This is a genomic window from Amycolatopsis sp. NPDC049868 (assembly GCF_044461365.1).
Lineage (GTDB): Bacteria > Actinomycetota > Actinomycetes > Mycobacteriales > Pseudonocardiaceae > Amycolatopsis.
Map to the genome: position 1 here is coordinate 97,970 of NZ_JBITKV010000008.1, position 25,020 is coordinate 122,989.

The 25,020-nt window shown below is 63.3% G+C and carries 22 protein-coding genes and 1 pseudogene; 7 read left to right on the top strand and 16 right to left on the bottom strand.

From position 1 onward, the window contains the following. Positions 1-37: 37 nt before the first annotated feature. The 6 genes from ACIBTM_RS29540 to ACIBTM_RS29565 form a co-directional block, all read right to left on the bottom strand. On the bottom strand, positions 38-1,108 hold the full coding sequence (locus ACIBTM_RS29540) for a cytochrome P450 (protein ID WP_395880413.1): 1,071 nt from the start codon (positions 1,106-1,108) through the stop codon (positions 38-40). Positions 1,109-1,155: 47 nt separating this feature from the next. Further along, positions 1,156-1,464, bottom strand: coding sequence for a MoaF-related domain-containing protein (locus ACIBTM_RS29545; RefSeq protein WP_395880414.1), 309 nt, complete (start codon positions 1,462-1,464; stop codon positions 1,156-1,158). A 304-nt stretch (positions 1,465-1,768) separates the two neighbouring features. Beyond that, a complete protein-coding gene (hutH, locus tag ACIBTM_RS29550) occupies positions 1,769-3,433 on the bottom strand; it encodes a histidine ammonia-lyase (RefSeq protein WP_395880415.1) in 1,665 nt (554 codons plus the stop codon). 152 nt (positions 3,434-3,585) lie between these two features. Further along, positions 3,586-4,641: a hypothetical protein gene (locus ACIBTM_RS29555; RefSeq protein ID WP_395880416.1), complete on the bottom strand. Its 1,056-nt coding sequence runs from the start codon at positions 4,639-4,641 to the stop codon at positions 3,586-3,588. Between the two features lie 5 nt (positions 4,642-4,646). Then, a complete protein-coding gene (locus ACIBTM_RS29560; protein ID WP_395880417.1) occupies positions 4,647-5,351 on the bottom strand; it encodes an O-methyltransferase in 705 nt (234 codons plus the stop codon). 16 nt (positions 5,352-5,367) lie between these two features. Beyond that, positions 5,368-6,336, bottom strand: a complete 969-nt coding sequence (locus ACIBTM_RS29565; protein ID WP_395880418.1) for an aldo/keto reductase — start codon at positions 6,334-6,336, stop codon at positions 5,368-5,370. Between the two features lie 168 nt (positions 6,337-6,504). Here ACIBTM_RS29565 and ACIBTM_RS29570 point away from each other — a divergent pair, with 168 nt between their 5' ends. Next, complete coding sequence (locus ACIBTM_RS29570; RefSeq protein ID WP_395880419.1) at positions 6,505-7,650, top strand: cytochrome P450; 1,146 nt, start codon at positions 6,505-6,507, stop codon at positions 7,648-7,650. On the opposite strand, the gene ACIBTM_RS29575 is transcribed toward ACIBTM_RS29570, so the two are convergent. The 3 genes from ACIBTM_RS29575 to ACIBTM_RS29585 form a co-directional block, all read right to left on the bottom strand. Then, positions 7,647-8,387, bottom strand: a complete 741-nt coding sequence (locus ACIBTM_RS29575; RefSeq protein ID WP_395880420.1) for a LuxR C-terminal-related transcriptional regulator — start codon at positions 8,385-8,387, stop codon at positions 7,647-7,649. The genes ACIBTM_RS29570 and ACIBTM_RS29575 overlap by 4 nt on opposite strands. Before the next feature lie 85 nt (positions 8,388-8,472). Next, positions 8,473-9,684: a cytochrome P450 gene (locus ACIBTM_RS29580; protein ID WP_395880422.1), complete on the bottom strand. Its 1,212-nt coding sequence runs from the start codon at positions 9,682-9,684 to the stop codon at positions 8,473-8,475. Between the two features lie 74 nt (positions 9,685-9,758). Continuing rightward, entirely contained in the window at positions 9,759-11,174 is a 1,416-nt protein-coding gene (locus ACIBTM_RS29585) for a sigma-70 family RNA polymerase sigma factor (RefSeq protein WP_395880423.1), read from the bottom strand. Between the two features lie 479 nt (positions 11,175-11,653). Between ACIBTM_RS29585 and ACIBTM_RS29590 the strand changes: the two genes are divergently transcribed. Further along, complete coding sequence (locus tag ACIBTM_RS29590) at positions 11,654-12,124, top strand: hypothetical protein (RefSeq protein ID WP_395880424.1); 471 nt, start codon at positions 11,654-11,656, stop codon at positions 12,122-12,124. A 102-nt stretch (positions 12,125-12,226) separates the two neighbouring features. On the opposite strand, the pseudogene ACIBTM_RS29595 reads toward ACIBTM_RS29590, so the two are convergent. Both ACIBTM_RS29595 and ACIBTM_RS29600 read right to left on the bottom strand, forming a co-directional pair. Continuing rightward, a pseudogene (locus tag ACIBTM_RS29595) lies at positions 12,227-12,717 on the bottom strand (IS5 family transposase); the annotation flags it as partial. Next, positions 12,692-13,024 carry a hypothetical protein gene (locus ACIBTM_RS29600; RefSeq protein WP_395880425.1) on the bottom strand — a complete coding sequence of 111 codons (333 nt, stop codon included), beginning with the start codon at positions 13,022-13,024 and terminating at the stop codon, positions 12,692-12,694. The pseudogene ACIBTM_RS29595 and the gene ACIBTM_RS29600, both read right to left, overlap by 26 nt. A gap of 341 nt (positions 13,025-13,365) precedes the next feature. On the opposite strand from ACIBTM_RS29600, the gene ACIBTM_RS29605 reads away from it, so the two are divergent. The 4 genes from ACIBTM_RS29605 to ACIBTM_RS29620 all read left to right on the top strand — a co-directional run bounded on the left by ACIBTM_RS29605 (position 13,366) and on the right by ACIBTM_RS29620 (position 16,726). After that, positions 13,366-13,929 (top strand): hypothetical protein, encoded by a 564-nt coding sequence (locus ACIBTM_RS29605; protein WP_395880426.1) that lies wholly within the window; start codon positions 13,366-13,368, stop codon positions 13,927-13,929. Continuing rightward, the gene (locus ACIBTM_RS29610) at positions 13,929-14,579 is read left to right on the top strand and encodes a DUF3558 domain-containing protein (RefSeq protein ID WP_395880427.1); all 651 of its coding nucleotides are present in this window, start codon (positions 13,929-13,931) and stop codon (positions 14,577-14,579) included. The genes ACIBTM_RS29605 and ACIBTM_RS29610 overlap by 1 nt, the downstream gene beginning before the upstream one ends. A 2-nt stretch (positions 14,580-14,581) precedes the next feature. Continuing rightward, on the top strand, positions 14,582-15,901 hold the full coding sequence (locus ACIBTM_RS29615; RefSeq protein WP_395880428.1) for a WXG100 family type VII secretion target: 1,320 nt from the start codon (positions 14,582-14,584) through the stop codon (positions 15,899-15,901). 69 nt (positions 15,902-15,970) lie between these two features. Then, positions 15,971-16,726: an ESX secretion-associated protein EspG gene (locus ACIBTM_RS29620; RefSeq protein WP_395880429.1), complete on the top strand. Its 756-nt coding sequence runs from the start codon at positions 15,971-15,973 to the stop codon at positions 16,724-16,726. A gap of 101 nt (positions 16,727-16,827) precedes the next feature. Here the strand turns inward: ACIBTM_RS29620 and ACIBTM_RS29625 are convergent, their stop codons facing one another. Beyond that, positions 16,828-17,004 (bottom strand): hypothetical protein, encoded by a 177-nt coding sequence (locus ACIBTM_RS29625; protein WP_395880430.1) that lies wholly within the window; start codon positions 17,002-17,004, stop codon positions 16,828-16,830. Between the two features lie 382 nt (positions 17,005-17,386). Here ACIBTM_RS29625 and ACIBTM_RS29630 point away from each other — a divergent pair, with 382 nt between their 5' ends. Then, a complete protein-coding gene (locus ACIBTM_RS29630; protein WP_395880431.1) occupies positions 17,387-17,806 on the top strand; it encodes an NUDIX hydrolase in 420 nt (139 codons plus the stop codon). Positions 17,807-18,469: 663 nt separating this feature from the next. On the opposite strand, the gene ACIBTM_RS29635 is transcribed toward ACIBTM_RS29630, so the two are convergent. The 4 genes from ACIBTM_RS29635 to ACIBTM_RS29650 all read right to left on the bottom strand — a co-directional run bounded on the left by ACIBTM_RS29635 (position 18,470) and on the right by ACIBTM_RS29650 (position 24,839). Continuing rightward, a complete protein-coding gene (locus tag ACIBTM_RS29635) occupies positions 18,470-18,661 on the bottom strand; it encodes a hypothetical protein (protein ID WP_395880681.1) in 192 nt (63 codons plus the stop codon). A 590-nt stretch (positions 18,662-19,251) separates the two neighbouring features. Beyond that, a complete protein-coding gene (locus tag ACIBTM_RS29640) occupies positions 19,252-21,339 on the bottom strand; it encodes an NACHT domain-containing protein (protein WP_395880432.1) in 2,088 nt (695 codons plus the stop codon). 384 nt (positions 21,340-21,723) lie between these two features. Next, on the bottom strand, positions 21,724-22,083 hold the full coding sequence (locus tag ACIBTM_RS29645) for a hypothetical protein (RefSeq protein WP_395880433.1): 360 nt from the start codon (positions 22,081-22,083) through the stop codon (positions 21,724-21,726). 1,847 nt (positions 22,084-23,930) lie between these two features. Continuing rightward, positions 23,931-24,839, bottom strand: a complete 909-nt coding sequence (locus tag ACIBTM_RS29650) for a hypothetical protein (RefSeq protein WP_395880434.1) — start codon at positions 24,837-24,839, stop codon at positions 23,931-23,933. Between the last annotated feature and the right edge of the window lie 181 nt (positions 24,840-25,020).

Sequence of the window (25,020 nt, forward strand, 5' to 3'; positions counted from 1 at the left end):
CGCTCCGCCCGGCAGCGGGCCGAGACGAGCCCTCCTGTCAGTCCGTAGAAGCGAACCGTACCGGCAGCGAAGTGAGTAGATGCATGATGCCACCCGGTTGCCACCGGACTCCCTCCTCGTGCACCGTGATATCCGAATAGGAGTGGAGACGAAGTAGCGCGGAGACGGCGGCTTCCGCCTCGACGCGTGCCAGGTTGGCGCCCAGACAGCGATGGATACCGAAGCCGAACGATAGGTGCGCGTTGTCCATGCGACGGATGTCGAAGGTGTCCGGATCGGGGAATCGGTCAGGGTCTCGATTGATGGCGGGCATCGAGCAGATGACGATTTCACCGACGGGGATCGTGACGCCGTCGAGTTCGAACGGTTCCGTGGTCATGCGGAACGCGGTGACGTCCAGTGGTGATTCGAACCGCAGCGCTTCGTCCACCATGCCGGGCAGCAGTGACTCGTCCGCCCGCACCGCGGCCAGCTGATCCGGATGTGTCAGCAGTAGGTGCACCGCTTTGGCGATCAACTGGCTCGCCGCGGTCTGTCCCGCGATCAGCAGGACGAACACCATCGAACTCAGCTCGTCGTCGTCCAGCCCGGCGGCGATCAACCGGGACAAGAGGTCGTCGCCAGGGACGAGGCGCTTGCGTCGTACCAGTTCGGTCGCGTACTGGCTCAACCACTCCGCCGACGCCTGCAGCTTGTCACTGATCAGCAACAGTTCCGAGACAAAGGTGTCCGACCAGTACTGGACGTCCGCGCAGTCCTCTTCCGGGATCCCGATCAGTGCTCCGAGAACGAGGGTCGGCAACGGCTGCGCGTACTCCGGGACGAGGTCCACTTCTGCCGAAGTATCCACTTTGGCCAGCAAACGGTCGGCGATCTCGTTCGCGAGCGGCTTCATCTCGTGCACACTGCGAACGGTGAAGTTCTGGGTGACCAGCTGCCGCAACCGGGTGTGCTTCGGTGGGTCGGTATTGAGCATGTCCTGCGCCATCACTTCCCGAACGGACGCGGGAAGCGCGGCGAGCGGTGCCTTCTCAGCCATTCGTGAGGTGTCGTTGGACAGCGTGGTGTCGCTCAGCACCTTCTTCGCGAGAGCGTACTTAGTGACCATCCAAACGCTTCGCCCATCAGGTAGCTCGATCTGGCTGACCGCCGACATCAGCCGTCGACCCTGCTGATCTTCCCGGTGAAGTTCATCATCGAGGAGTCATGGTGCACGAACATCGTCGTGTTGACGGTGTTCGCCGCGAGATCTTCGATGGCGACCATGGACGCATACCCGCCGTCTTCGAACCAGAGCAAATAGAGGTCGTCGCGTAGTTTTGTCACCGCCAAATCGACCGTCATCGTCGAGCCGTCGGTCGGCAGCACGAAACTGAGCTTGCCCGGTACCCGGTAGTCGTGCTCGAACGCGATCTCGCCGTAGTCGATACGCCAGATTTGCCCGGTCAACGGGAAGTCGCTCATGATTCCCTCCCTAAGGATTGTCGGTCTTCAGGACTGTGGTTTTGGCCTGCGGGGAATCTCGTTTCCACAACAGCGCGAACGCACCGAAAGGGAGGGTCCACACCCACGCTTCGATCTCGCCCACAGGCCGCCTGGTCGACGTTGTGCGCCGAGCGCAGCGGCGCCTAGGCACGATCATCAAGACTCCTCTGTCGTGGCGGGGCGTGTACAGACAACCTGAGCCGAAAAACGTCACCGGGGTCCCAGCGAGCCTTGAGGGGGAACTCCGCCTGGACCGTCGGCTGCGGTGTCGCGTCGGTTTCGGTCATCGGTCGTCTCTGTAGCTGTGGAGTCCGGCGACGGCCGGCGACGTGGCGCTGATCAGCGCACCGGATCTGATCAGGTCGACGACCGCGTGGATATCGCTCTCCATCGCCCGGTCGTTTTCGACGAAGGGCACCCGTTCCCGGACGATGGCGTGAGCGGCCTTCGTCCGGCTCGAAGCCAACGCCACCCCGCGCAGATCCAAGGCCTGGCACAGTGCGAGCAGGTGGATCGCGGCGACCTCTTCGGCCATCGAGATGACCTGGAAGGCGTCCCGTGCGGCGATCGCGGACATGCTGACCTTGTCCTGGTTATGCGCCTCGGTGGACCGGGAGAACACGCTCGCCGGAGTGCTCGTTTTCAAGGCCTCCGCGGTGATCGAGGAGCACGCGATCTGCATTCCCTTGAACCCGTGGTGCAGTCCGGCGCGCCAGTCCGTCGAGGTATGGCGGGGAATCAGGTTCGGCGTCAGCCCGTTGTTGAACTTCTCGTCCACGACGAGCTCGAGTTGGCGATCCAGCAGGTCCGCGATGTTCGCCACGGCCACCTTGAGTGAGTCCATCGCCTGCGCGACGTGCCCACCGTAGAAGTTGCCGCCGCTGCGCACCTCCCGTGCGGCCACGTCGAACAGCGGGTTGTCGTTGGAGGAGTTGACTTCGATCTCCACCCAGCGGCGCGCCCAGCCGAGTGTGTCCCGCAGAACTCCGACCACATGGGGAGCGCACCGTATCGAGTACCGGTCCTGAATGGACCGTTTCAGCTCCGCGTACTCCCTACCTCCCAGCCCTCCGGTCAACTCGATGACCTGGCTGTGGTCCAGCGCCAGCTCCGAATCAGCCAGCAACCGGGCGATCTCTCGCGCGGACTCGAGCTGGCCGGGATGCGGCTTGGCCTGATGGATGAACTCCGCGAAGTGCCCTCGGTTGCCCAGCAATGCCTCGGAGGCCATCGCCGTGCTCAGCTCGGCGATCCGGACCAGCCGGGTCGCCCCCAGGCAGGCCAGCGCGGCGAACGCCGACGAGAACGACGTGCCGTTGATCAGCGCCAGACCTTCCTTGGCCTCCAGCGTCAACGGCGCGAGACCAACCTCGGTGAGTACCTCAGCGGTCGGCCGCAGTCGCCCTTCATACGTGACGTCCCCCTCAGCGAGCAGGCTCGCAGCGAGGTGACACAAAGGCACCAGATCACCACTGGCGCCGAGGGAGCCACGCTGCGGCAGGCGGGGCAGAATCCCTAGGTTGAGCTGTTCCACCAGGCGCGTGACGACCTCAGGCCGTACTCCGGAGTTGCCCTTGGCCAGGCAGTTGGCCCGGATCAACAGGGTCGCGCGTACCACGTCGGGCGGCGTCGACGGCCCTGTTCCGTTCATGTGATAGCGGATCAGATTGTGCTGCAGTTCCGACGACTTCACCGGCGCGATCTGCCGGATCACGCTGTCCCCGAAACCCGTGGTCACGCCGTAGATCGCATGACCATCAGCGACGAGCTCGACCTTCAGATCACGTGACTGGCTCATCGCCCGGACGCACTCGACCTGCAACTCAACTCTACCGCCCTCTACCGCGACAAAGTGCAGGTCTTCGAGAGTCAACGTGTTCCCGTCGATCACGGTTGGCGCGTCGGCTTCCGGCGTTCTATCGGGGGCCACCTTCACATCCACAGACATCGAAGCTCCGTTCTCTGATCTTGCCGCGCAGTGATCACCTTCACGAGGAGCGGACGGTCACCATCCGACTGGCATGGTCCGTAGCCCGCGTATGCCCATCTCGGTGTTCCATACCGCTTCGCCTGCCGGACGAAGTGTGGGTATCCGCCTGATCAAGGCGGCCAGTTCCTCGTACAACACCATGCGGGCCAGCCGGGCGTCGAGGCAGAAATGAATGCCGTACCCGAAACCCAGGTGGCGGTTGTCCTGCCGGCCCAGGACGAGCCCGTCCGCGTCAGCGAACACGGACGAGTCACGGTTGGCCGAGGCCATCGACACGAGAACAGGTTCTCTGGCTCGGACCAGGACGCGGCCGCCCTCGATCCTCGATGGCGTATCGGGGGAACGGCGCGCCCTCGACGAGCGGCACGAACCGCTCCAGCTCCTCGATGGCATTCGGAAGCAGATGCGGTTCGGCCACCAGCTTCTCCCACGCGCCTGGTTGCCGCATCAGCGCGGTGACGAAATTCGGCACCTGGCTCTGGTAGGCAGGCGGCAGGATGTCGATGCACGTCCTCACTGAGCCGGTCCTGCAGATCACGGGCCGCGATCAGGGCGGTCATGAGGTCGTCGCCCGGCTCACGCCGGCGACGGTGCACCAACTCGGCCATGTAGCCATTCAGCTTGACGTGGTTCGCCCCGAACTCCTCGGCGGACATCGCACCGGAGGAGAGCACTCCCTCGCAGAGCGAGCGGAAGCCGTTCCGGTCTTCCGGTGGGATGTCGAGTAGTTCGAAGATGACGGTCGACCGTGCTGGTTTGGCGTAGTCCTCGACGAGATCGACCGGCGGTGTCGTCGAGGCGATTCGCTCGGCCAGCGTGGCGGTGAGCTGGTGGACTTTCGGTCGCAGGGCGGCGACCTGACGCATTGTGAACGCCTTCGCCACCAGTCCGCGGATGCGGGCATGGTCCTGGCGATCCATGAAGAGCAGACAGCCTGGCACTCCTTCTGTCGTACGTGGACAGTTCTCGGTCATCGACATGGCCCTGGAGAAACGGGGATCCGCGAGCACGAGCCGGACATCCTCGTAGCGGGTGGCCGGCCAGGCGGCCTCACCATAGGCCTGCCGCACCCGGCCGAGGCCTTCGGTGGAGCGAGCCTGGCTATAGGACGCGTTGAGTTCCAAGCCTCCCTCGTCGAACGGGAAGGCCCAGACGTCCGCGTCCACCGCTGTCACTCCTGCCCCCGGTCCTTCTTGCGGGCGATGGTGAAACCGTCGGACAGCGGTAGCATGACGGTTTCGAAGCGATCGTCAACGGCCAGGCGCGCGTTGAGATCGCGCAGGGCGGCCGACGCGCCCTGGATCAGTTCCGAGGGCGCGAGTTCCGGCGCGACCACATATCCGTTGAACAGCGCGTTGTCGACCAGAAGCAGGCCGCCGGGGCGCAGCATAGGCTCGATGAGGTCGAAGTAGACACCGTAGTTTTCCTTGTCCGCGTCGAGGAACGCGATATCGATCCGGGTCTCCTCCGCGGCGAGTGCTTCGAGTGTCGCCTCAGCCGGGCCGAGCCGGAAATCGATCCGGTCGTCGACACCGGCCCATTGCCAATGGTGACGCGCCACGTCGAGGTGCTTGTCGCTTATGTCGCAGGTGATCACCCGGCCGCTGGCCGGGACGCCGCGGGCGAACGCGAGCGCGGAGCAGCCGGTGAACGTTCCGAGATCGAGTACAGTCTCAGCCGACTGCACCTTGGTGAGCAAAGTCATCAGATTCGCCTGCTCTTCGGGCACGAGCATGACCGAAAGTTCGCTCACCTCCTGGGTTCTGTCCACCAGACTCGTCATCACCGGGTCCAGTGGTGTGCCACTGCGCAGCACGTACTCGCGCAACACCGGGCTGATGGGAAGGTGCTTGAACTCGCCGAATCGTCGGCCCATTGTCACTCCCTCGTTGTCAGGCAAGCCGTTCGGGATAGCCGATGTACGGTGCCGAGACCTCGTCCAGCCGGGTCCTGATCTCCTCCGGCAACTCGAGTGATTCGGCGGCCAGAGAGTCTCTGAGCTGCTCCACGGTGCGCGCTCCGACCACGGGAGCGACCACCGACGGCCGATCCCGGACCCACGCCAGCGCGATCGCGACCGGGGCGACATCGAGCTCGGCGGCCGCCGACGCGACCGCGTCGACGATCTCGTCGGTGCGGGGTGCGTCGAGGTGATGGCCTACGTACCACCGGAAGAACGGACTCTTGGTCCGCTCCTGCGGCACACCTGACCGGTACTTGGCGGTGAGCACTCCCCGGCCCAGGGGGGCCCACGGCAACACACCCAGCCCCAGCGCCGCGGCAGCCGGGACCACCTCGCGCTCGGCGCCGCGTTCCAGCAATGAGTACTCGACCTGCGTACTCACGAGAGCCGGTCCGCCGCCGAGCCGCTTCCTGGCCGCGAGTGCGGTCTGCCAACCCGAGTAGTTGCAGATGCCGGCGTGCTGGACGCGTCCACTTTGTACCGCGGTTTCGATCGCGGACAACGTCTCGTCGATCGGTGTCCGGTCATCCCAGACGTGCATTTGCCACAGGTCGACGTAGTCCGTCCCGAGCCTGGCGAGTGACGCGTCGAGCGCTGCAAGCAACGAGTCCCTCCTGGTGTCGGCGTCGCCCGGTTTGCCTCCCGGAACTCCCCCGGATTTGGTGGCGAGTACCACCGACGAGCGCGGCACGACCGCTCCGAGTAATTCGCCGATCACACTTTCACTCGCGCCCGCGCCGTACACGTCAGAGCTGTCGAGAAGGTCGCCGCCCGCCCCTACGAACTCTTCGAGCTGTTTGGCGGCTTCGTCGCGGTCTGTAGTGAGGCCCCAGGTAGCCGTTCCCAACGCCATCCGGGAGATCTTGATACCGCTACATCCCAGCTCTCGTCGCTTCATGACGGCTCCGGATCCGAATTTCTCCCTTGAGAGAAACCCTGTTGTGGACTGGTTCCTGCGCATGAACCGTATCCGTAGGTCCACCGGCGCCGTCGATACCAAATCGTCTAGGCTAAAGTAGACGAACGGCTAATGAATGCAAGGGATGTTCTCGGCAAGACTGAGCCAATGAGCACTGCGATGGTGAGTTCGCCCGGTGTCACCCGAGTGGAGCTGCCAGATGGCCGCATCGTGTGGATGGTCACGAAGCACGGCTTGGCGCGGCGGATGCTGAGCGACCACAGGCTCACCAGCGATTCGTCGACAATGGGCGCGATGGCTCCACTCGCATCGCTGCCCACTGATGTCAGGCGGATCATGGAACGTGACATGCTGAGCCAGGATCCGCCGGTACACACCCGGATGCGCAAATTGGCAGCGCCCGGATTCACGACGGGTGCGGTCGCCGCCGTAAGGCCTGCCATCGAACGTATGGCGACGGAGCTGGCGCAGCAGCTGCGGACGGGAGCCGAGGTGGACCTGGTCGCCGATTTCGCCGTGCCGTTACCGACATTGGTGCTAGGCGAGATCTTCGGAATCCCCGCCGACGAGTGCGCACAGGTGCGCAGCTGGTCGGACGTCTTCGCAGCTGGGCTTCTACCGATCAAGGACACTCTGCGGCCTTCGATCATGTGGCTGAACGACTACGCGAAAGACCTCGCCCGACGACGGCGGGCAGCCCTGGGCAATGGCCTCATTTCGCGCTTGACCGCGGATCTTGACGACGACGAGGTCAGTTCGATGGTGTTCCTGTTACTGGTGGCGGGTCAGACCGCGACCACACAGCTGATCGCCAAAGGGATGAGTCTGCTGCTGACCCATCCCGATCAACTCGATCGCTTGCGTGGTGACAGGTCGGCCTTGCCGAGTGCGGTCGACGAGATGCTGCGCTATGACCCGCCGCTACGCGTGACGGCGTTCCGGATGGCTGTCGAGCCCATCGAGATCGAGAGCGCCACCATCGCCGCCGGCGATGTCGTGATGTGTTCCGTGACGGAAGCAAATCGCGACGGAGAGCGCTTCGCCGACCCGGATCGGTTCGATATGGGCAGGCAGGACAATCAGCACTTGGCATTCGGTCACGGCATTCATCGCTGCTTGGGCGCGAATCTGGCCAAGACAGAAGCCGAGATCGCGTTTATGACACTATTGGACCGCTTCGAGCGGATCGAGCTTGCGGTGCCTGCCGTCGAACTGGAATGGGAAGATGTGGGGATCATGAACCAGTTGACCGCGTTGCCTGTTCGATTGACGTCCGCGAGAGCGGGTCGTTAAGGGATGACACTCGCCGCGCGGCCTTGGGGAATCGCGGCTGTTGGGGCAAGATTGGCAGCAAGGGACGAGCGCTGATCAGGAACGGGCTCGAACAGTCCCGAATCGCAGGCGACGATCGCCGCTTGGACGCGGTTGGCGCAATTCATCTTGGTCAGCAAATTGCTCACGTGTGCCTTGACCGCACCCTCGCTGATGTACAGCCGCTGCGCGATCTCCGCGTTTCCGCATCCCTTGACGATATACGCCAGTACTTCCCGTTCACGGCTGGTGAGCGCATCGATCCGGTCTTGGGCGTGGCAGGCCCGGTTCCTGTCGTACCGCAGAAATCCGTCGGTCATGCGCTGGGCGATAGACGGTGAGATGATCAATGAATCCCCGGCGACGACGGCCTTGATGACGTTGATCAGTTCCCGCGGCGGTACCGGCCCCTCGAGCAGGCCCGCCACCCGACCGGTAAGGGAGAAGTACGCGACCTCGTTGGTCCCCACCGGAGTGATCACGACGATGCGCGTGGCGGGGAGTTCGCCGCGCAGGTTCCGGATAGCGCGGACCAGTGTTCTGTCCTTTGTGGTCAGATCGACCACGACCACGTCCGGTCGATGAGTGACGACCAGTGCGGACAACCGTTCCGTCTTCCCGGTCTGCGCCGCCACCTGGATGGTGCCGGGAATGCTGAGCACACTGCACATTCCAGCGCGAAAGATTTCGTCGCCGCCGACCACAACAACCTTGATCATTTGACTCATAGCCCGAATTCCGTACTTGAGAAAGTTGACATGACAGGTACCGTCCCGGAAAAGCCGCCCCTTATCGCCCTCGTGGTCATCCGATCACGACGGGCAGTGAGTCGAGCCTCCGCATGAACATCCCTGGCCTCCAGCGGATATCGTCGTCCCGCCTCGCCAGCTGGACCTTGGGGAAACGCGCGAAGAGTGTCGAAAGTCCGACTGCGGTCTCCAGTCTGCCGAGTCCAGCTCCGAGGCACCGGTGGCGGCCATGACTGAACCCCAGATGCTTGGTCGTGTCACGGGTGATGTCGAAGCGGTCCGGATCAGCGAACTGTGCGGGGTCCCGGTTGGCGGCTCCAGTGGAGATCAGAAGGAGCTCGCCCGCGGGGACGGTGACACCATTCAGCTCCAGCGGGTGGTCCAGATAGCGTGGAGTGAGCATCCGGAACGGTGTCTCGAACCGAAGGACCTCCTCGACGCAGGCGGAGATGAGCTTCGGGTCGGCACGCAACCGGTCCAGCTCGTCCGGATGACCCAGCAACACACGAACGCCACTGCCGATCGCGCTGGCGGGCTCAAGCCCGGCGATCAGCAAAAGGGTGATCATGGAGATCAGTTCGGCGCTGTTCAGTGCTCCTTCCGAGCCCGCTTCGACCACCGTGGTGAAAAGGTCGTCCTTCGGTTCGGCTTGTTTGAGTGCGATCATCTCCTCGGCGAAACTCCGCATCCGGCGCCCGGCGTCCTCCACCTCGGCTTTCCTCGGCGCTGTGAGGATCGCTGTTTCCCATACTGGGAACTCACTGCGTGAGCCTTCGGGAACACCGAGCATTTCGGACAGGCAGGTGGCTGACAGAGGCCGCGCATAGGCGTCGATGATGTCGACAGGTTCACCTACCGGTAGTCGACTCAGTAACTCCTCGGCGACCTGCTCGATCCTCGGCCGGTGTGTGGCCAGCCGGGACGGAGTGAAATACCTCGCGACCACGGAACGCATCCGCCGGTGATCCGCACCGTCCTGATCGAGCATGCTGCGTCGCAGGTCGCGTGGCAGCTTCGGTCTACGCTCGACGTCGACCAAGTTCTGCCCGACGACCTCGTGACGGTGTTTGACCAGATCGCGATGGAGGGTGGAATCCGCCAGCAGGGTTCGCGCATCCTCGTATCGAGTGATCACCCACATGCGGAAGCCGCCGTTCTCGACAGGCACTGCCGCGTGACTTTCCCGCAGTGCCGCGAGCGTGGGGTAGGGGTCGCGCATGAAGGAACGGCTGAGCAGCGGTACCAGATCCTGGTCCAAGACAATCACTCTCCCTCTCGGCGCACGTGCCCAGACTGACGCGGTCCGAGTTCACGTGAGGTGCAGGACTTCTCGGACTCTACCTAGGTGGCCCGCTGATATTTGGCAAAGTTTCGCCCCTCGGAACCGGAGGGGGATTCATTGCGAAACCGGGCGGATCGCCGTCGATCAGCCGAGCACTTACTGCTCGAGTCTCGGAAACCGGCACTGCCGGGGTCCGCTGTTCGACACAACGCGCTACAACCTCCGCGAAGGAGTCCGGATCGGACACCGTGGACCCGTCGACCTCTCATGCCACTCGCGTGGGGCCACGGCTGCAGGAGGGATTCTTGTCTCAGCACGCCGTCGGTCGAGTGCCTGAACTGCTCACGCTGATCCGCGAGCCTGCTGCGCAGCGTGGACAGACCACGATGTTGCATGACTCGGACCGAGCTCGGCGTGGATCCGATCCGCATGGCGGTCTTAGCGGCCGTCAAGTCCTCGGCGACGCGCAGCCACAAGACGCGACGTTGCTTCTCGGGGAGGATCTCGAGCAGCTTGCCCAGATAGGAGCCCAACTCGCGGGACATGAGGCGTTCCTCCGGCAGCGCTGCACCACTGGAACTATCAGGCACCAACGCCACCGGGCTGCTGTGGTCGCGCGAATTCTTCCGCCACGCGTCGATCAGCTTCCGTTCGGCGAGCACATAGACGAAAGCCATGAAAGGAAACCCCTTGTCATCGTACTTCGGTATCGCGCCGAGTACGGCGATGACGACTTCCTGGGCGACATCCTCCGCGGACAAGATCCGCTGATCGCTCCTGCCAAGCCGGCGACGGCAGTAGCTTTCGATCCTCGGATAGATCTGTGTCAGCAGCCGATTCGTTGCGCTGCCGCTCCCCCTGCTCTGGCGGCTCTGTCGCATTTCGCGTTGCGCCGCCTTCACAAGCTCGTGCAGGAGTGCGGATTCGGCACAGGCTGCGCGGTCTGGCGAGAGTTGCTCTACTGCGGGGACGACTGTCATGACAAGCTCCGCGGTGAACCGGCGACGATCCGCGTCGTCGACGTGATTCAGACGAAGAACGCGCTGGCGCACTTCACCTGAGGAAGGGAGTTCCGTTGTGAACGAGGGTCTATTCGCGATCCCGGTTCGCGGCCGGGGTCCGGCTTGACGTTGGCATCGCCGGCCTGCCCCCGGCCCTGGTCGACCGCGATACCGCGCACCTACGGCGGCGACGTTGCGCCTGGGAGGCCCGTAGAACTGGCTTACGTTGCGGTCGAGCGCTATGACCTGTGCGGGGTGAACCCGGTCGGCAAGCCAGTTGGCCATCGTTCCGCTTCCCGCTCCGACGTCCAGGCAGCGCATGCCTTTCGCCAGTCCGTCCATCTCGAGCACTCTCACACTGTGTTCGTCGAAGACCTGCGCCATCAGGTGAAGTCGCCCGACCTCGACCTCCGAGTTTCCGGTGAACAAGCTGGTGTAGGAGGCAGATGACTTCCCGGTATATTGGTGTCTCATGCAGGCTCCACAGAGTGCAAATGAAGCAACGACCAAGGGATTTCTGCACGGTATACGTCCGCAGCCCGTCACGCGCTCTCCATGCGATCAATTCTCGTTCGATCAAAGCTGGCCGATCGGCCAGCTTTCGCACCCTCCGGGCTTTACGTTGTCCCAAGCCTTGAGTGTTCAGTTTCAACTTTGGTGACGGATGCCTTCCGTCGCCGCCCAACTCTCAGTACGCTGCGAAGGCTTGAGAGAAGGAGCTGACGCGCCTGAGCGCACCGTCGGAGTGGCGGCCATCGGAACGAGAGCTGCTTGCATATGCCAGGATGCGAGTAGGAAGCGATGTGATCGTCGACCATCGTTCAGAACAGTACTCGACATCCGAAAAGTTACCCTGGTTCAATTTAAGAAATTAACGTTGCAGCGCAGAACGAAAGGAACGGCGATGGACATCCTGCAGGCGTACCCGTCGCGCACTCGACGAGTTCGAAGCAGTGCTGTCCGCGATTCGGACGAACCAGCGGGAAGCTCCGTCGGCGTGTGTCGATTGGACTGTCCGGGACGTCGTCGGGCACGCGATTTCGGGTCATCGTCAGCTTGGCGCGTGGGCGGCCGGGACCGACTACGCGGAGCGGGCCGGCGCACCGGGGGCGCCGCATCCGGCAGTGCTCGCAGGCCCAGCCCCGGTCGCAGTTTGGCGCGCGGCGCGAGAAGCGTCGGTAGCCGCGCTCACAGAGGAGACAACTAGGCTGGACGATTTCGATCCCAGAACTCGGCGAGATCCCGCTCAGGCGCATCGTCACCCTCCTGGCCATCGACCACGTCGTGCACACATGGGACATCGGCTACGCGCTCGGCATGGATGTCCGGCTGGAGCCGACCGGAGTCCTCGTGATGCGTCGATACCAGCGCCGAGACGAGATCTTCCGTGGGATCGCGGCGGCGCCTTGCGAACAGGCCGGTGAGGAAGACCTCCAGTTCGGCGCTTGCCACGTCGGCCTGAGAGAGGACTTCGTCACGAGATAGCAAAGACTCGTCGTGAAGGGGCATTGTCGCCGGATAGCTTGGCCGGGGGTGAGCAGGAACCGCATCGGCAGGCCCCGTCCGTCGACGGCGAGATGGATCTTGGTGCTCAGCCCGCCGCGGGACCGCCCGAGTCCTTCCCCGTCGAGGGCGAGGGCTTCGGTTCCGTCGCTGCATCCCCTTTTTTTCGGGCGCCGGCGGAATGCTGATGCGCCCGGACCACGCTCGAGTCGACGGAAACGATCCATTCGAGGTCGCCGACGGCGTCGTCTTTGACGATCACCCGGTCGAGGATCCGGTCCCAGGTGCCGTCCTTGGTCCACAACCGCAGCCGTTCATGCGCTGTCTTCCAGGGCCCGTAACGATCAGGCAGGTCACGCCAGGGCGCACCAGTGCGCAGCTTCCACAGGATCGCGTTGATGACTTGACGGTGATCCCGCCACCGCCGCCCACCACCTTGCCGAGGCGGCAGCAGTGGCTCGATCACCGCCCATGCCTTGTCCGTCAACTCACCACGACCAACCACGCCCACAATCCAACCGAACCGCAGCTAGATCACCTACAGGACACGCCCTAGTCAGTTCCGCACCTTCGTAAGGCGCGTCGGACGGGAGCGCATCGAGGGTAAGTCCGAGGTAGCGCAGCGTTTGCGCGAGCTGCATGATCATTTCGTCATAGAGTTCGCTGGTTTTGTCCGGCAGTGCGCCCCACAGATAGTTCGCGATCTCACCCATCGTGTAGGTGGCGAAATAGGCGTTGTTGTTGTCTCCGGGGCTGAACGCTCCCCAGTGTTTGCGGACGGTCTCGTAGAGATCGATCGGGTTGATAGCGGATGTAGCCATGGCGGCTTGAGTCGACCGGCGTGGTGATCAACTGAAGCGCTCCTCTGCCCTCACCGACGGATCGAGGGATTTCCGCTGCTCAAGGCAGCTCTCGAGAGAGACCCTTGACACTTAAGCATCAACCAGTCCGCGCCGCTCGCGCACGGTTCCCGGCGTGAATGTCGACACTTACCCGAACTTACTGGCGCAAATAGAAGAATAGGCACCCTGACGCGTTGGCGGCGGCGTTATCGACGGTGTTTCGGCACGGCTGCCTATTTGTTCTGTTCGGGAGCGGCTTGTTACCTGCGGGTTTACTGCAACCCTCTCCACTCGGGGTGAGCAATCCGCTACGGTGATCGGTGCGGCTGATCGGCCCAGCTGATCAAGGGCTGATCGGTCGCGACGAAGTGTTGAGGGCAAGGCGCGAGGGGATACGAGCAGCCGTGACACAACCAGACGGACAGATCAGCCCGTGGACGGGGGTCGACTTCGCGATTGCGGAGCCTGGCCACACCTATGAGGAGACCGTCGACTACGGTGCGACGTCGCTTGAGGCGGCGGCTGGCTACACGCTCGACCCTGCGGAAGCCCGCGACATGCTCAAGCAAGCGGCGCTAGCTCTAGAAAAGTTGACCGAACTCAAGCATCAAGCTGAAGTCCTCAAAAGCGTTCGGCCTCCGGCGCCGGATCCGGCGAGTACGACTTACAATGCTCGCCTGACGAATGGCTCGGGTGGCGTCTTCGATTACGGCCTTGTGCAGATTGATAAAGAGATAGCCTACCTCAACGAGTTAAAAAACAAGATCAAAGAAGCGTTCGCGAAGATCAATGGGCGCGAGGCGACCGCCGAAGACGAAATCCGAAAAGTCGGAAATCAACCGCTCACACCGTCATCGCAGCCGACCACAGGGGGATATATCTGATGGGTCACCGTTCTATAGCGACCGCAGTGGCACTGGTGGCCGTAGCGGGAGCAGTGAGCGCCTGCACAGGAAAATCGCCTACAGATCCGGCTGCGTCTGGCTCGGTCACCTCCGCGGATGCGCCCCGGTCCTCGGCGCCGTCGGCGCTTCCCTATGCGGGGGCGCCAAAGGTGACCAACCCGCTTCCTGCGTCGGTTCTCGCAGGCGATCCCTGTAAAGACGCGCTCACTTCGACACAGACAAGCTTCCTTCTTGGTTCACCGTTGCAAGTGACCAATAGCAGCACTCCAGGGATCGGCCCGGCATGTGGATGGTCGAATCCCGGCACCGGCTCCCGGATTTTCATCACGTATGACATCACCACTGGCCAAGGTTTGAGCAAGGTTTATCAAAACACTCAGCCGCAGTCGGCTGTGTGGAGGCCCTTGACCAGCGTTGAGGGTTTCCCTGGCGCGGCTCATACCGGCCAGCCGGGCCAAAAGGATCCCGTTGATTTCTGTCAGGTTTCGGTAGGGCTAGCTGATGATCTCGCTTTCGATATCTCTGCAGTCGTCGGTCCCGCTAAGCAGGGCACGGTCGATCCCTGCGATGCCGCAGGCAAGGCGGCGGAGGCTGTGGTGACCACGTTGAAGGCGAAGGCGGGGGCGTAGCGATGTTTCCGTTTGACCAGTTAGGAAAAGCGGCGAAAGCTCTGCTGAATGAGGACAAAGAGGTCGGAACCGCGATCGTGGACACTGTGCGCGACGGCGTCGAGTGGGCGCGAGTCGTGTTGAGCGGGGACGTAGGCAGTCAGCCGCAAGCCGCGCCGATCCCTGAAGTTGTGCAGCAGATGATCAACGGAAACTCTGAAAGCTGGGACGAGAGCGCCGCGAAGGCTCGCTCATTGTCGGATCAGCATGCGGAGATTTCTATGAATCTCGCGACGATGCTCAACAATCTGGAACCGGCGTGGACGGGCAGCGCTGCTGAGGCGGCACGGGGTCGCACGAGGTACTTCACCGAAGTGATGGATTCGGCACGAGACGCGCTCGCGGGCAACAGTCGTAACGTGTCGAATTCCTCGGGAAGTTTCGTGCATGCGAAAAACTCCTTCGTGCCGATGGTGTCGCCGCCTCCGGATAAGGGCTTCTTTGATGTCATCTCGCCATGGGACACCGACACCGAAGATGCGATCAACGCCTATAATAAGGCGGGTAAGCGCAATGTCGAGGTTTACGACAACTATGCCCAACAACTGGACTCGCACGGAACCGGGCTGCGCGCCGATTATGGGGAAATAGCCCCGAGTTACGAGAAATCCTCGGTATCTGATCCGTCCCCGGTGCGTGGTTTCGGTGAACGGAGCGATAGTGGTGCTGGTTCTCCGGCATGGTCGGGTGGCCACTCGGTGACGCCGATGGTAGGTGGTTCGCCGCCTCCGGGTTCGATTGCTGATCCTGGGTATATCGGTACTGGCCAGGTGAGCGGTCCTGGCTCGGTCAAGGTGCCTGCCGCGAGCGGTGGCCATGTCAGCGATGGGACGATGGCGGTGGGTTACACCCCGCTCGACCCGCGTACCGGTCTGCCGTTGCCGAATGTGCCGAGTCCGAATGTTCCCGGCCTGGGCGGTGGCAGTGGTCCGACGACGGGCGGGGTGAACCTGTTCGGCGGTCCGGGCGCTGTTGGTGGCCTTGGCGGTGTCGGGAAGCCCGGCGACGCTGGTGGTGTGCCTGGTGGTGGTCGTCAAACCGGTACGCGCGGCCTTGTTGAGGAACCCGGCCGCGGCGGTGCTGGTGCAGGCCGCGGTGCGGGCAATCGTCTGATGGGTAGCCCTGCCGGGATGGCTCCGGGGATGGGACGTGAAGCGAAGGGAGAAGACAAGGAACGTGTGCGCAAATTTGTGCAGGACGAGAGCTTGTTCCCGGAGACGGACAAGAAGGATGTAGACCCGAACACGGGACTGCCGCCAGTGCCGCCAACGATCGGCACATAACCCCTTACCGGTCCTCGCCTGACTGGGGTTGTCCTGTTATCCGATCGGTTATGCCGGAGTGTGCATATCGTGGCTGTCCTTGATCGTCCCGTTGTCCTGCCCAAGATGATGTTTCTGTCCGCGTGGAACATGATCGATACCGGCGAACTGCCTCCGGCGTTTGGTACGAACCTGCATTACTGGAGTACAAGTGACGCTCGCCGGATGCTGGAAAACTGTGCGCTTGCGTCCCTAGAAAGCTTGGGATTGGCGCGCAACGGGCGGCTGAATCCTATGTGGCGCAACAGCTTGACGGCGCTTGGGCGCCCTGACCGCGAGTGGTACGCGTTCAGTGTCTTCAACAGCGGCAAAAGCTGTTCGATCCTGATCACCTCCCATGACGGGGATGCGTTGCGCCTGATCATCAGCGATAAGGTGGTCGCGGTCACGCCGGTTGAGGATCGTTGGCACGCCACCGCACTCGTGGAGACGCTGCCAGATGTTCCGGGGGCACAGGTGCGGGCGGTGAGCATGTCGCGGGAGTTCTACGATGATCCCGAGCACGACCGCGCCGATCCTCTGGCTGAACCGGTCGACACGCGAGACCGTGACCACCTCGCGCAGGTGCTCGCCCGTCCTCGGCAGGCGGTGCACCAGGTCTACACCGCGCGCCGCGACAACGGCGAGCGGCTGCGGAGTTCGCCGATTACCGCGATCGACCTCGCCGACGACGGCGGGCGGGTGGTGACCTATGCCAGCGGGGACGGTCACGTCGTGATGGTGCCCGGTACTGGGAGCGATTTAGTGGCGACGATCAACAACACTATGAACGGCCTCGGCAACTAACTAACCATGCGCGGTCATCGGAACGATGTTGGTTGCGGGTGTGCTGGTAGTCCTGGTCAAGTCGCTGACCGGCGTTGCGGCGGCCGTCCAGGCGTGCTCGTTTACAGTCGTGCGAGTTGTTGTTCGCGCATCCATACGGTGTCGGCGTCGTTGCGGATCGGCGCTCCGAAGTACTCGCCCCAGTAGATCAGGCGCGGAACGTCGACACTGGCCGGGATCACGACTGCGAGCGCGCGCTCGTCACTGTCGCCGAGCGGATAGAAGCGCAAGCCGGACACCGGAGGGTGGATGCTCCTGCCCGCCACCGCACGGTAGGTGCGTTTGTAGGTCTCAGTGAGAGCTTGTCGAGTCCGACGACGACCTTATTCGCGCGTTTGTGTTCTTCTTCGACCCCATAGACGAGCATGCCGCCGCCATGGTTGGCCATCGTGGCGAGGTCCTTTGACACGTCGCTGTTAGCGAACTCTTTGGCTTCAGGTAGAGGCTTCTTCCAGTCCAGGTTGTCGGTTTCGGCGACTCCCGTCGTGATCACCTCGGCGAGCATGTCGTTAGTGAGCGGGCCAGGCGGGCGGCCAAGCGCTCGGTGCAGTGGTGTGAACAGCGTGGACGGACGGTACGTGGAGGGCGCGTCCCTGCCGGTGTTGCGGTTGGTTGAGCTTCATGGCTGCGCTTCCCATCCGTGATCGTGTCGGCAACACCTTGGTCACCGTTCGTTTCGTCGCGGAACAAGAGCTGGCGAGCCTGACCGAGCAGGCAGCCATGCCCGCGTCGCTGGTTGTTGTCGTTCATGTGGACGTCGTCCTGATGATGTTCGATAGCTGGTGCAAGCAGTGGGAGCTGCCAGTGGGAACACGAGAGCCAGGAGAGAGCGCACGTCAGGCCGCGGTGCGGGAACTGCGCGAGGAGACCGGTATCTACGGGGTTGACTTGACCTTCGCTGCGATTGCCGAGTTCGACCGCGTGAAGCCGGCGCGTCGGGAACTGCTTGCTGTCTACCGGGTTCAGCTCCAGGCTGCGCCTCTGCTAGTCGTGAATGACGAAGCGTTGGGCTTCCAATGGTGGCGACCATCGGCCCGGTGAGCAACGGCATGAGCCCGCTGGACGCGGAGATCGCTAGGCGCACGTGTCACTCCCATATCGTCTGAAACCAGCAGGCGGTGACCTGGCGACGCAGGCACTCGGTCACCCGGGCGGCCGCGGTGCGCGCGACATACTGCTGGTCGTGGCTGATGGGTTGGTCGGTGTCCGGGTGTGAAGTAGTCGCATCGGCCGGTGGCGTTGATGCGGTACTTGATGTCGCCACGGGAGTGGTGGACATGGACGCGTTTGCTGCCGTCGGGTAGAGAGTTGATGGCGGTGATGTGTCCGGTGCTGAGGGTGGCGCAGTAGACCAGGCAGGTGACCGGATCACCGACCTTGTACGGGAGTCGCTGCGGCTTAAGGGTTTCTCCTCGTGGGATGGTGTCGTGGCCGCTCATTGGGTGGCCTGAAGGGGTGGTGACCGGGAGCTCGCGCGGGGTGCGGGCTCCCTGCTGTGAGGTCAGAGTTCGGTGAGGCCAGAAAGGACCGTCACCACGGGCTCTGCGTCGTCGCCGGGGCCAAAGACAGCGTGGAGGGTGACGTGCTCTTGTTCGAGGCTGTGGCCGACGCGAGGCGCGGCATGGACGGTGAAGGTAAGAGTTCGGTCGTTGGGGTTTGGAGTGGGCGCGGATGGCGTTGTGAAGTGTGGTGAGGAGGACGAGTTCACGGGCTTGGCGGATCTCGCGGGTTCGCGTGCGGTCGCCGTCGGCCGTCGGTCCAGTTGATGCAGCCTTCGAAGACCGAGCGGGTGTAGGCCAGAGGCAAACGGAAGCCAGCTCGTTCAAGTAGTTCGGGGTCCGCTGCGATGAGTTCGCCGTCTCGTAGTGCGTCAGCTCGGGTGTAGGAGTGAATGATCTCCCAGCCGTAGAAACCGAAAGTCTGCTGCTACTGGTTGTCGTCGTTGCTCATTGTTCTCTCCTCACGTGGTTACCCTTAGCGGTGGGGGCGCGGTTTTCGCAGCTCGGCGCGAGCAAAGGGATGTCAAGCAGCGCTCGTGGCCCGGAAAGTTTTCGCCCGGCTTAACCCTCGATAGTGAGGAGAGGCCACCATGGTTGAGACGGAGGAAGCGCAAAGTTCCCGGCCGCCGCTTGACATCGCGGCGCGCCGAGGCACGCTGCGATGCCCCCCCCAACACCTGAGGGAAACAACTCCCAACAGGGTGTGGGACCGCAGCCTAACCACCGGTCGCGGTCGCCGGGCGGGATCGGGTGCGGAGCGGCCGCCGGCTCCTGCGACAGTGGTAAATAGCCCTCGATGGCTTTCGCGCGTCAATTACCACGACGGCGGCGCTGAATCTGGAGAAAGCCTATCGGGCCGGCTGGTTCGGCGCCCTCCCCAGTGCGGTGACATGGCACGAGAACTTGGTCCGATCGTCGATGTGCCCGTACCAGGCACTTGAGGCTCGGTTCAGCAGACTGGTCCGGGTCGGTGTAGCGCTGTTCGACTCAGCCACGTCCACACGTGAGGGTGTGTTCGTGGGCGAGTTGGTCGCGAAGTTGGGTGTGGCGGAATCGGTAGACGGGGCCGACTTGGCGTAGCACACCTCGATGGTGGGCGTCGCGGAGAAAGGCGCGCAATGACCACGGGAGGCGGCCAGTAGCGGCGAGGAAGCCGCGGATCGCGAGGGAATGTCCCCAGGCGGTCGAAGAGCTGGCAATGGCTGCGCTTCCGACCGCGAATGTCCAGGTGAGGAGGAGAAGAGCGTCGCCTTCGTCGGCGATGAGCTTGAAGGCGAGCCAGGCAGCGGCCCCGGCTGCGAGAGCGACCGTCATGGTGCGGATGAGGGTGACGCTGCGGTCTGTGCGGAAGAGGTGGTCGGGGTTGGCGGCTTCGGCCGCCTTGGTCGAGGGTGTGGTTTTGAGCGCGACGATAAGTGCATAGCCGAACCCCGCTGCTGGAAGGTAGGCGAGATGGTCCTCGTCGATCCCAACGGAAAGTCCGATGCTGAATGCTGACCAGCAGATCAGCCAGCTTGTGAGTCCGGTGACGAGATTGCGGAGCCGCAATCGTGGCCAGCGGGAGTGGGGGCTGGCGAAGAGGGTGCTGCCGGCGATGGCTGCGGCAGCGATACCAGCGGGGAGGCCGAACGTGAGTCCTGCGGCGAGTCCGGATTCGATGGCGGCCACGAATCCGGTGTCTAGACCGGCTGCGAGATGTGGTTGAAATGTGTAGGGGAATGCTGCGAGCACTCCGGCCCAAACTCCTGTGAAGACTGTAGCGGCGAGTCCGAAAGTGATGCTGACGGTCATGCGAGGGCTGCGCAGGGTGTGGCCGAGGTGCCACCAGGCTAGGTCGTCGGTGGCTCGTTGGTGGAGCGAGTGGGCGAGCAGGGGCAGCCATCGCTGGACACGGCGCGGATGCCAGGTGCGGGCGCCCGTGTCGTGGCGATCATGGTAGACGGCGGGTATGAAGTTGCTCAGCAGGTGAGATTCGACTTGCCGCTGCCGCTGCTGGGGGTTGTCCCCTGTGGCGGCGATGTCGAGGAGACTGGCGGGGTTTGCGGCAGGGGTGTCGTAGATGGTGCGGGCAAGAAAGAGCATCAACGGGACTGACAGAACTGCGGTGAGGGTGTCGGCGGCTGGGTCCTGGCCGCGGACGCGAAGTCGGTCAAGGAGTGGGTCCCACCTCCCGCGGTTGATGGTTGTTTTGTCTCGGCTTGCCAGGCGCAGGTAGTGGCCGATGTCGTCGACGGTGAGGTCTTGCACCGCAAGGACGGCAGTGCCGGTGATCACTCGGGTTGCGGTGGCGTACTCGTCGTGGCGGCTGGTGAGCAGAAGTGGATCGTGAGGATTGAGCGCCCGGTTGATGTCGTCGAGGGCTCGGTTTCTCAGGGCGTGGTTGATTTCGTCGAATCCGTCGAGAACAGGGAGGATCCGTCCTGTGGCGACGAGTCGGTGTGCCGCGGTGGTCCCGGTGCCGGTGGGGGTGGCCAACTGCGGGTAGGTGGTGGCGAGTTGGTCGGCGAGCCAGTCTCGAAATCCGCGCTCGGTGGGGACCCAGGAGGCGAGGGAGAAGATGACGGGCACGGGTTGTGATGACTGGCGCCGTCTGGCGAGGTAGTCGAGGACAAACCGGGTCGCCAGGATGGTTTTACCCGCGCCGGGTTTGCCCACAACGACCAGCCGGTGGGACGGGACGCGGGAAAACACGTCCGCGATGTCCTCCAAGCAGCCGGTCAGGTCGATCGAGGTGTTGTCTGCTGGTGCGCGTCGGATGGCGGCCCACTCATCGGCTAGATGGTCAGCGTTGGTCCATCGCAGCGGCATCGGCAACGGTGCATGGATTTCGCGAACGCGTTCCTCGCCCTGCCATTGCACGGCCACGTTCTCGGCCAGCTGGTCGGCAAGGTGATTGAGATCGGCTGGTTGACGTGTGCGCCGATCTCGCCGCGCACGCAGTTCTTGAAACAGCGCGAGTGTTAGTGCACAGACGCCGGCCCCGGCGCCCACCACGCTGGCGCGCTGGTCGGCTTCTTCCAATCCGTCGCCGCTGACAATGGCGACGACGCTGACGGCGAGCAGAAGAAACCCCACGACGATCCCGATCCTCGGACCGACCGGACGTGCGGGTCGCATTGGTTCAGTGTCCCCTCATCGGATGGACGGGCCTGCCGTAATCCGTGCGAGCAGCAATGCTACTGGGGCGGTGTGGTTGACCAGAGCCGCGATCTGACGTGCGGCGGGCTGGGTTGCGCTGTCGTTGAAAACCTTTCTCCTTACGCGTTAGAAGTGCTCGATGGTGTGTCACCCGTTTGGCACGTCATGGCCGTGTCGACGGAGCGTTGCATCTTCGCGAACCGGCCACCAACCGGTTCGGCTCCACACCCAGGAACTGGTCCGGGTTGGGGTGCGCATGCCGCTGCCATCTTCAGCGGCATGCGCACCCGTTCTAGTTACTGTTTCTTCGCTGGCTGTGGGTTAGACAGCGATCGCGGGGGTGGGTTCTGGCTGTTCCGTGTTCGGCGGGGTGTCGGTGGTGTGCCGTCGGTGCAGCCACCACAGTCCGGCCAGGCCGAGCGCGCCGGCCTGGATAGCCGGGGTGGCGGCGAGCACGAGTGCGACGAGCGCGCCGATGACGGCGAACCAGTAGAGCAGGGCTCGCCGGGCGTGGTCCCAGCTGCCGAACAGGGTGTGGTGGATGAGGTCGAGCCTGCGGGGTCCGCGGCGTAGGTGTCGGCAGGCCGGGTCGGTGATGATGCCGACGGGTTCGCTGGTCAGGTCGAGTAGTTCGTCGAGGCTGACTTCGGCTGGGTGACACTCGCGGTGGTGATTCTGCATGGCGGGCAGGTTGTTTTCCTGCTCGCGGGGCGTTTCTTCTGGCGTGTCGCCAGAAGCCAGCGGTACGCTGGTCATTGGTGATGCCTCCATGAAGCTATCGCGGTTTGGTGGACGGTTGAACCTTTTTAAGCGGCTCCCCGGGCATGGGGGGCCGCTTTCTTTGTTCGTGAGGTCCCGCTGTGGCCGCCCGTGTTGTGAGCAGCGTGAACTGGGCCTCAGTGCCCATTGTGGACGACCCGGTGGGCTTACGGGTCAGTAACCAGGAGGTTTCGCGGTTGCTGCGGTCAGCGGTCCATGCGGCTTCACCGGGGGTGATCAGCGCGGATGGTCTTCACCCGGTCGCGTGACGGCGCGGGCTGTTTTGCGGTGGAGTGATACCGAGACGTACTCGAAAAAAGTAATTGAGTGTCCTGGGGTCACTCACATGCGTGCGGTGAATTCACTATCGCGTTGCGCGGTGAGCGACAACTGTTCGGTACCGAACAGTTGTGGAGCGCATCTGCACATGCAGATGTTCATGCGGTGAGGAGGACGTCCGTTCGTCGCCGGATTCGACCGCTTACCGTACCCGCGTTGTTGCCGGTGAGAGGCGTGAATACCGGTCGTACGACAGATAGCAACCGATGACTCAATCAGCCGATCGACCTGCGAAAACTCACGCGTTACTTACACGTCGGAGCATCTTCGATCTTGGGAGCGGACGAATCGGCGCTCTTTTTGGCGGCGGTAAACGGGCACGGTTGCACGGGGAGACTCCATTTCGGATGTCTCTCGGTCCATCGCCTATCTCACCCCTTACAGCATGCCTGCTGCCACCGGCAGGAATCGGCTCGAAGCGCGCTGGGCTGGAACAGCAATCGTGCTCCCTGCCAAATGAGGCCACATGTCGTCGTCTGCCAGTCGAGGATTCATTCTTTTGTGGTCAAGGTCCGTGGTCGGCGAGGTTGGCGACCGCCCGCTCGGTACATCCGTTGCGGACCGGTACAAGTCGGCTGCAGTTCACATCGGTGACGGAACCGTCGTCGCTGTGCTCTCGGTGGCATGATGTCGATTCGGCGAGTTCGTGCCGTGGGGCGCCGGTGTGCGGGCGTGGAGCCTGCGATGTCGCCACGTGGGGCAGGAGCAGCGTTTCGGGTGGAGAGTGTGGTTCGGGCCCAGTCGGGGGTGTATCCAAGGTGGGTCCTTCTTTGCGCCATTTCCTGAGGATGCGGCGGCCGTAGTTGTGAGTTCCGGCGACGCAGTCCAGTTCCGCTCCGGACGGCGTTCGACCTGGGAGCGTTCGCGCTGGTAGTGGGCTCGCCTATTGTTCGGCGGTCTGCTTGGGGAGATCCTCGAGTGTGCCGCCTGCGGAGGCTTGATCGGAGACAGCGTAGCGGGATTGGCCGCTGAAGTTTCGGATCTGTTCGGTGACGCTTGAACGCCAGGTTGGGGAGCTCTGCGGCGAGCAGTAGGGCAAGGGGGCGGGCAAGCCGCGAGGCGACGTCGACCCCGTTGGTCACGGGCTTCGATTCGATGTTCGCGCAGTGCGACAGCGAGATGTCGAAGACGAAGCGGGCCAGGCTGAGCCCGGCCGTCTCGGCCTGTTGTCCTTTATGGTCAGCGATCCACTGTTTACGACTTCAAGGAAGAGTGGCTTGTCGGTTGTAGCGGTGTCAGCCGAACCGCGCTGTGGTCAATACGAGGACCGTCGCGGTTCGGGATCACGGCGTCGTGGTCGTTGGTCGCGTCGGATCTTGCCAGCACGGACCTGCCTGAGCAGCTGCTCCTCGGGACGAATATTCTGAAATGTGCCCGTTGTCCTCGCGGAAGTTGTGTGCGTCGCGCCGTTCACGATGCCGACCGCCGCCTTATGGGACCCACCTGAAGCCGGCCTCGGCATCGAGCGACGAAACGAAGCACCTCGCCGTTCCGCCGTCGATCCTGACCGGAAGCTGTTCGGCCGGTTCGTCGGCGAGGTGGTCGGTCCAGACGCACCACCACACCCGCCGGGGTGGCCGCCCAGTGAACGCTACCGCCACGTCGACATTCTCAACCCGGGCGTGAACAGGTCGGCGTACCTCGGTCCGGTGGGTGCGCCGCCTGCCGAAGTGCGTGCGATAGTCCAGAGCCGCTGTCTCTCCCCTGCGGAGGGGGCGCTCCAGTTCGATTTCGATACCGCGTAGGCCTCTGCCGTATTGATGACTGCGGCCCGGTCGCCCGCCGTGGAGTACGTCCACTCCGTGTGCTTCGGGCTCGTGGTTGAACAAGTAGAACCAGACGTTGTCTTCGACCGCGCGTATCGTTTGTGTCGTGTGCCTGCTCCGCAGGTAGCGACCTTCCTCCACCACGTAACGTTCCACCAGGTTCACCGTGCGATGACGCTGCGGAAAGATCATCTCGCGGCCGCGCGCCGGAGTGTGGCCAGCGTTGCGGGGCACCGCGGAGTCCGGGCCCGCGAGCGCTCGCCACAGACGATCCCTGTCGGCGTCGTCCATGTCGAACGCCGCGATGAACAGGGCCAGGGTGGGCAGGGTCAGGTGTTCGCCGGTGAAAGCCCTTCGGACGAGGTCCTTTAAAGCCCTGGCATCGGATATTTCGCGCCGGTACTGGTTTTCCCAAGCGAAATCGGTGATCACCTTCGCGATCGCGGCCTGATTCAATTCGCCGCGTTCGCGCTTCACCTCGAGTTTCCAGCGAGTCCGGTATCGCGCGTTGCTTATCAATAGATCGCGAAGAACGTGTCCAGCGGTTTCGGCGTTCGGGTTGGACCTCACCACAGGAGACCACCTTCCTTATGAGAGCAACCGGTCATTATAGCAATGGTCGAATCGGGGCTGATCATTCTTTCGGGTGATCGTCGTGAGGGTGTTGACCTGGGGAAAGGGTTCTCGAGGTGGCTTGTCCGGGAATGCCCGCGACTTAAGTGCGACATCGGTGACCTCCGTCGGCGCTACCGTC

Excerpts from the sequence above, each read along its gene's own strand:
- ACIBTM_RS29585 (WP_395880423.1), bottom strand. The coding sequence starts at position 11,174 with ATGAGACACCAATATACCGGGAAGTCATCTGCCTCCTACACCAGCTTG.
- ACIBTM_RS29600 (WP_395880425.1), bottom strand. The coding sequence starts at position 13,024 with ATGGCTACATCCGCTATCAACCCGATCGATCTCTACGAGACCGTCCGC.
- ACIBTM_RS29545 (WP_395880414.1), bottom strand. The coding sequence starts at position 1,464 with ATGAGCGACTTCCCGTTGACCGGGCAAATCTGGCGTATCGACTACGGC.
- ACIBTM_RS29645 (WP_395880433.1), bottom strand. The coding sequence starts at position 22,083 with ATGCAGAATCACCACCGCGAGTGTCACCCAGCCGAAGTCAGCCTCGAC.
- ACIBTM_RS29630 (WP_395880431.1), top strand. The coding sequence starts at position 17,387 with ATGGCTGCGCTTCCCATCCGTGATCGTGTCGGCAACACCTTGGTCACC.
- ACIBTM_RS29610 (WP_395880427.1), top strand. The coding sequence starts at position 13,929 with ATGGGTCACCGTTCTATAGCGACCGCAGTGGCACTGGTGGCCGTAGCG.
- ACIBTM_RS29540 (WP_395880413.1), bottom strand. The coding sequence starts at position 1,108 with ATGGTCACTAAGTACGCTCTCGCGAAGAAGGTGCTGAGCGACACCACG.
- ACIBTM_RS29570 (WP_395880419.1), top strand. The coding sequence starts at position 6,505 with ATGAGCACTGCGATGGTGAGTTCGCCCGGTGTCACCCGAGTGGAGCTG.
- ACIBTM_RS29565 (WP_395880418.1), bottom strand. The coding sequence starts at position 6,336 with ATGAAGCGACGAGAGCTGGGATGTAGCGGTATCAAGATCTCCCGGATG.
- ACIBTM_RS29575 (WP_395880420.1), bottom strand. The coding sequence starts at position 8,387 with ATGATCAAGGTTGTTGTGGTCGGCGGCGACGAAATCTTTCGCGCTGGA.
- ACIBTM_RS29615 (WP_395880428.1), top strand. The coding sequence starts at position 14,582 with ATGTTTCCGTTTGACCAGTTAGGAAAAGCGGCGAAAGCTCTGCTGAAT.
- ACIBTM_RS29560 (WP_395880417.1), bottom strand. The coding sequence starts at position 5,351 with ATGGGCCGACGATTCGGCGAGTTCAAGCACCTTCCCATCAGCCCGGTG.
- hutH (WP_395880415.1), bottom strand. The coding sequence starts at position 3,433 with ATGTCTGTGGATGTGAAGGTGGCCCCCGATAGAACGCCGGAAGCCGAC.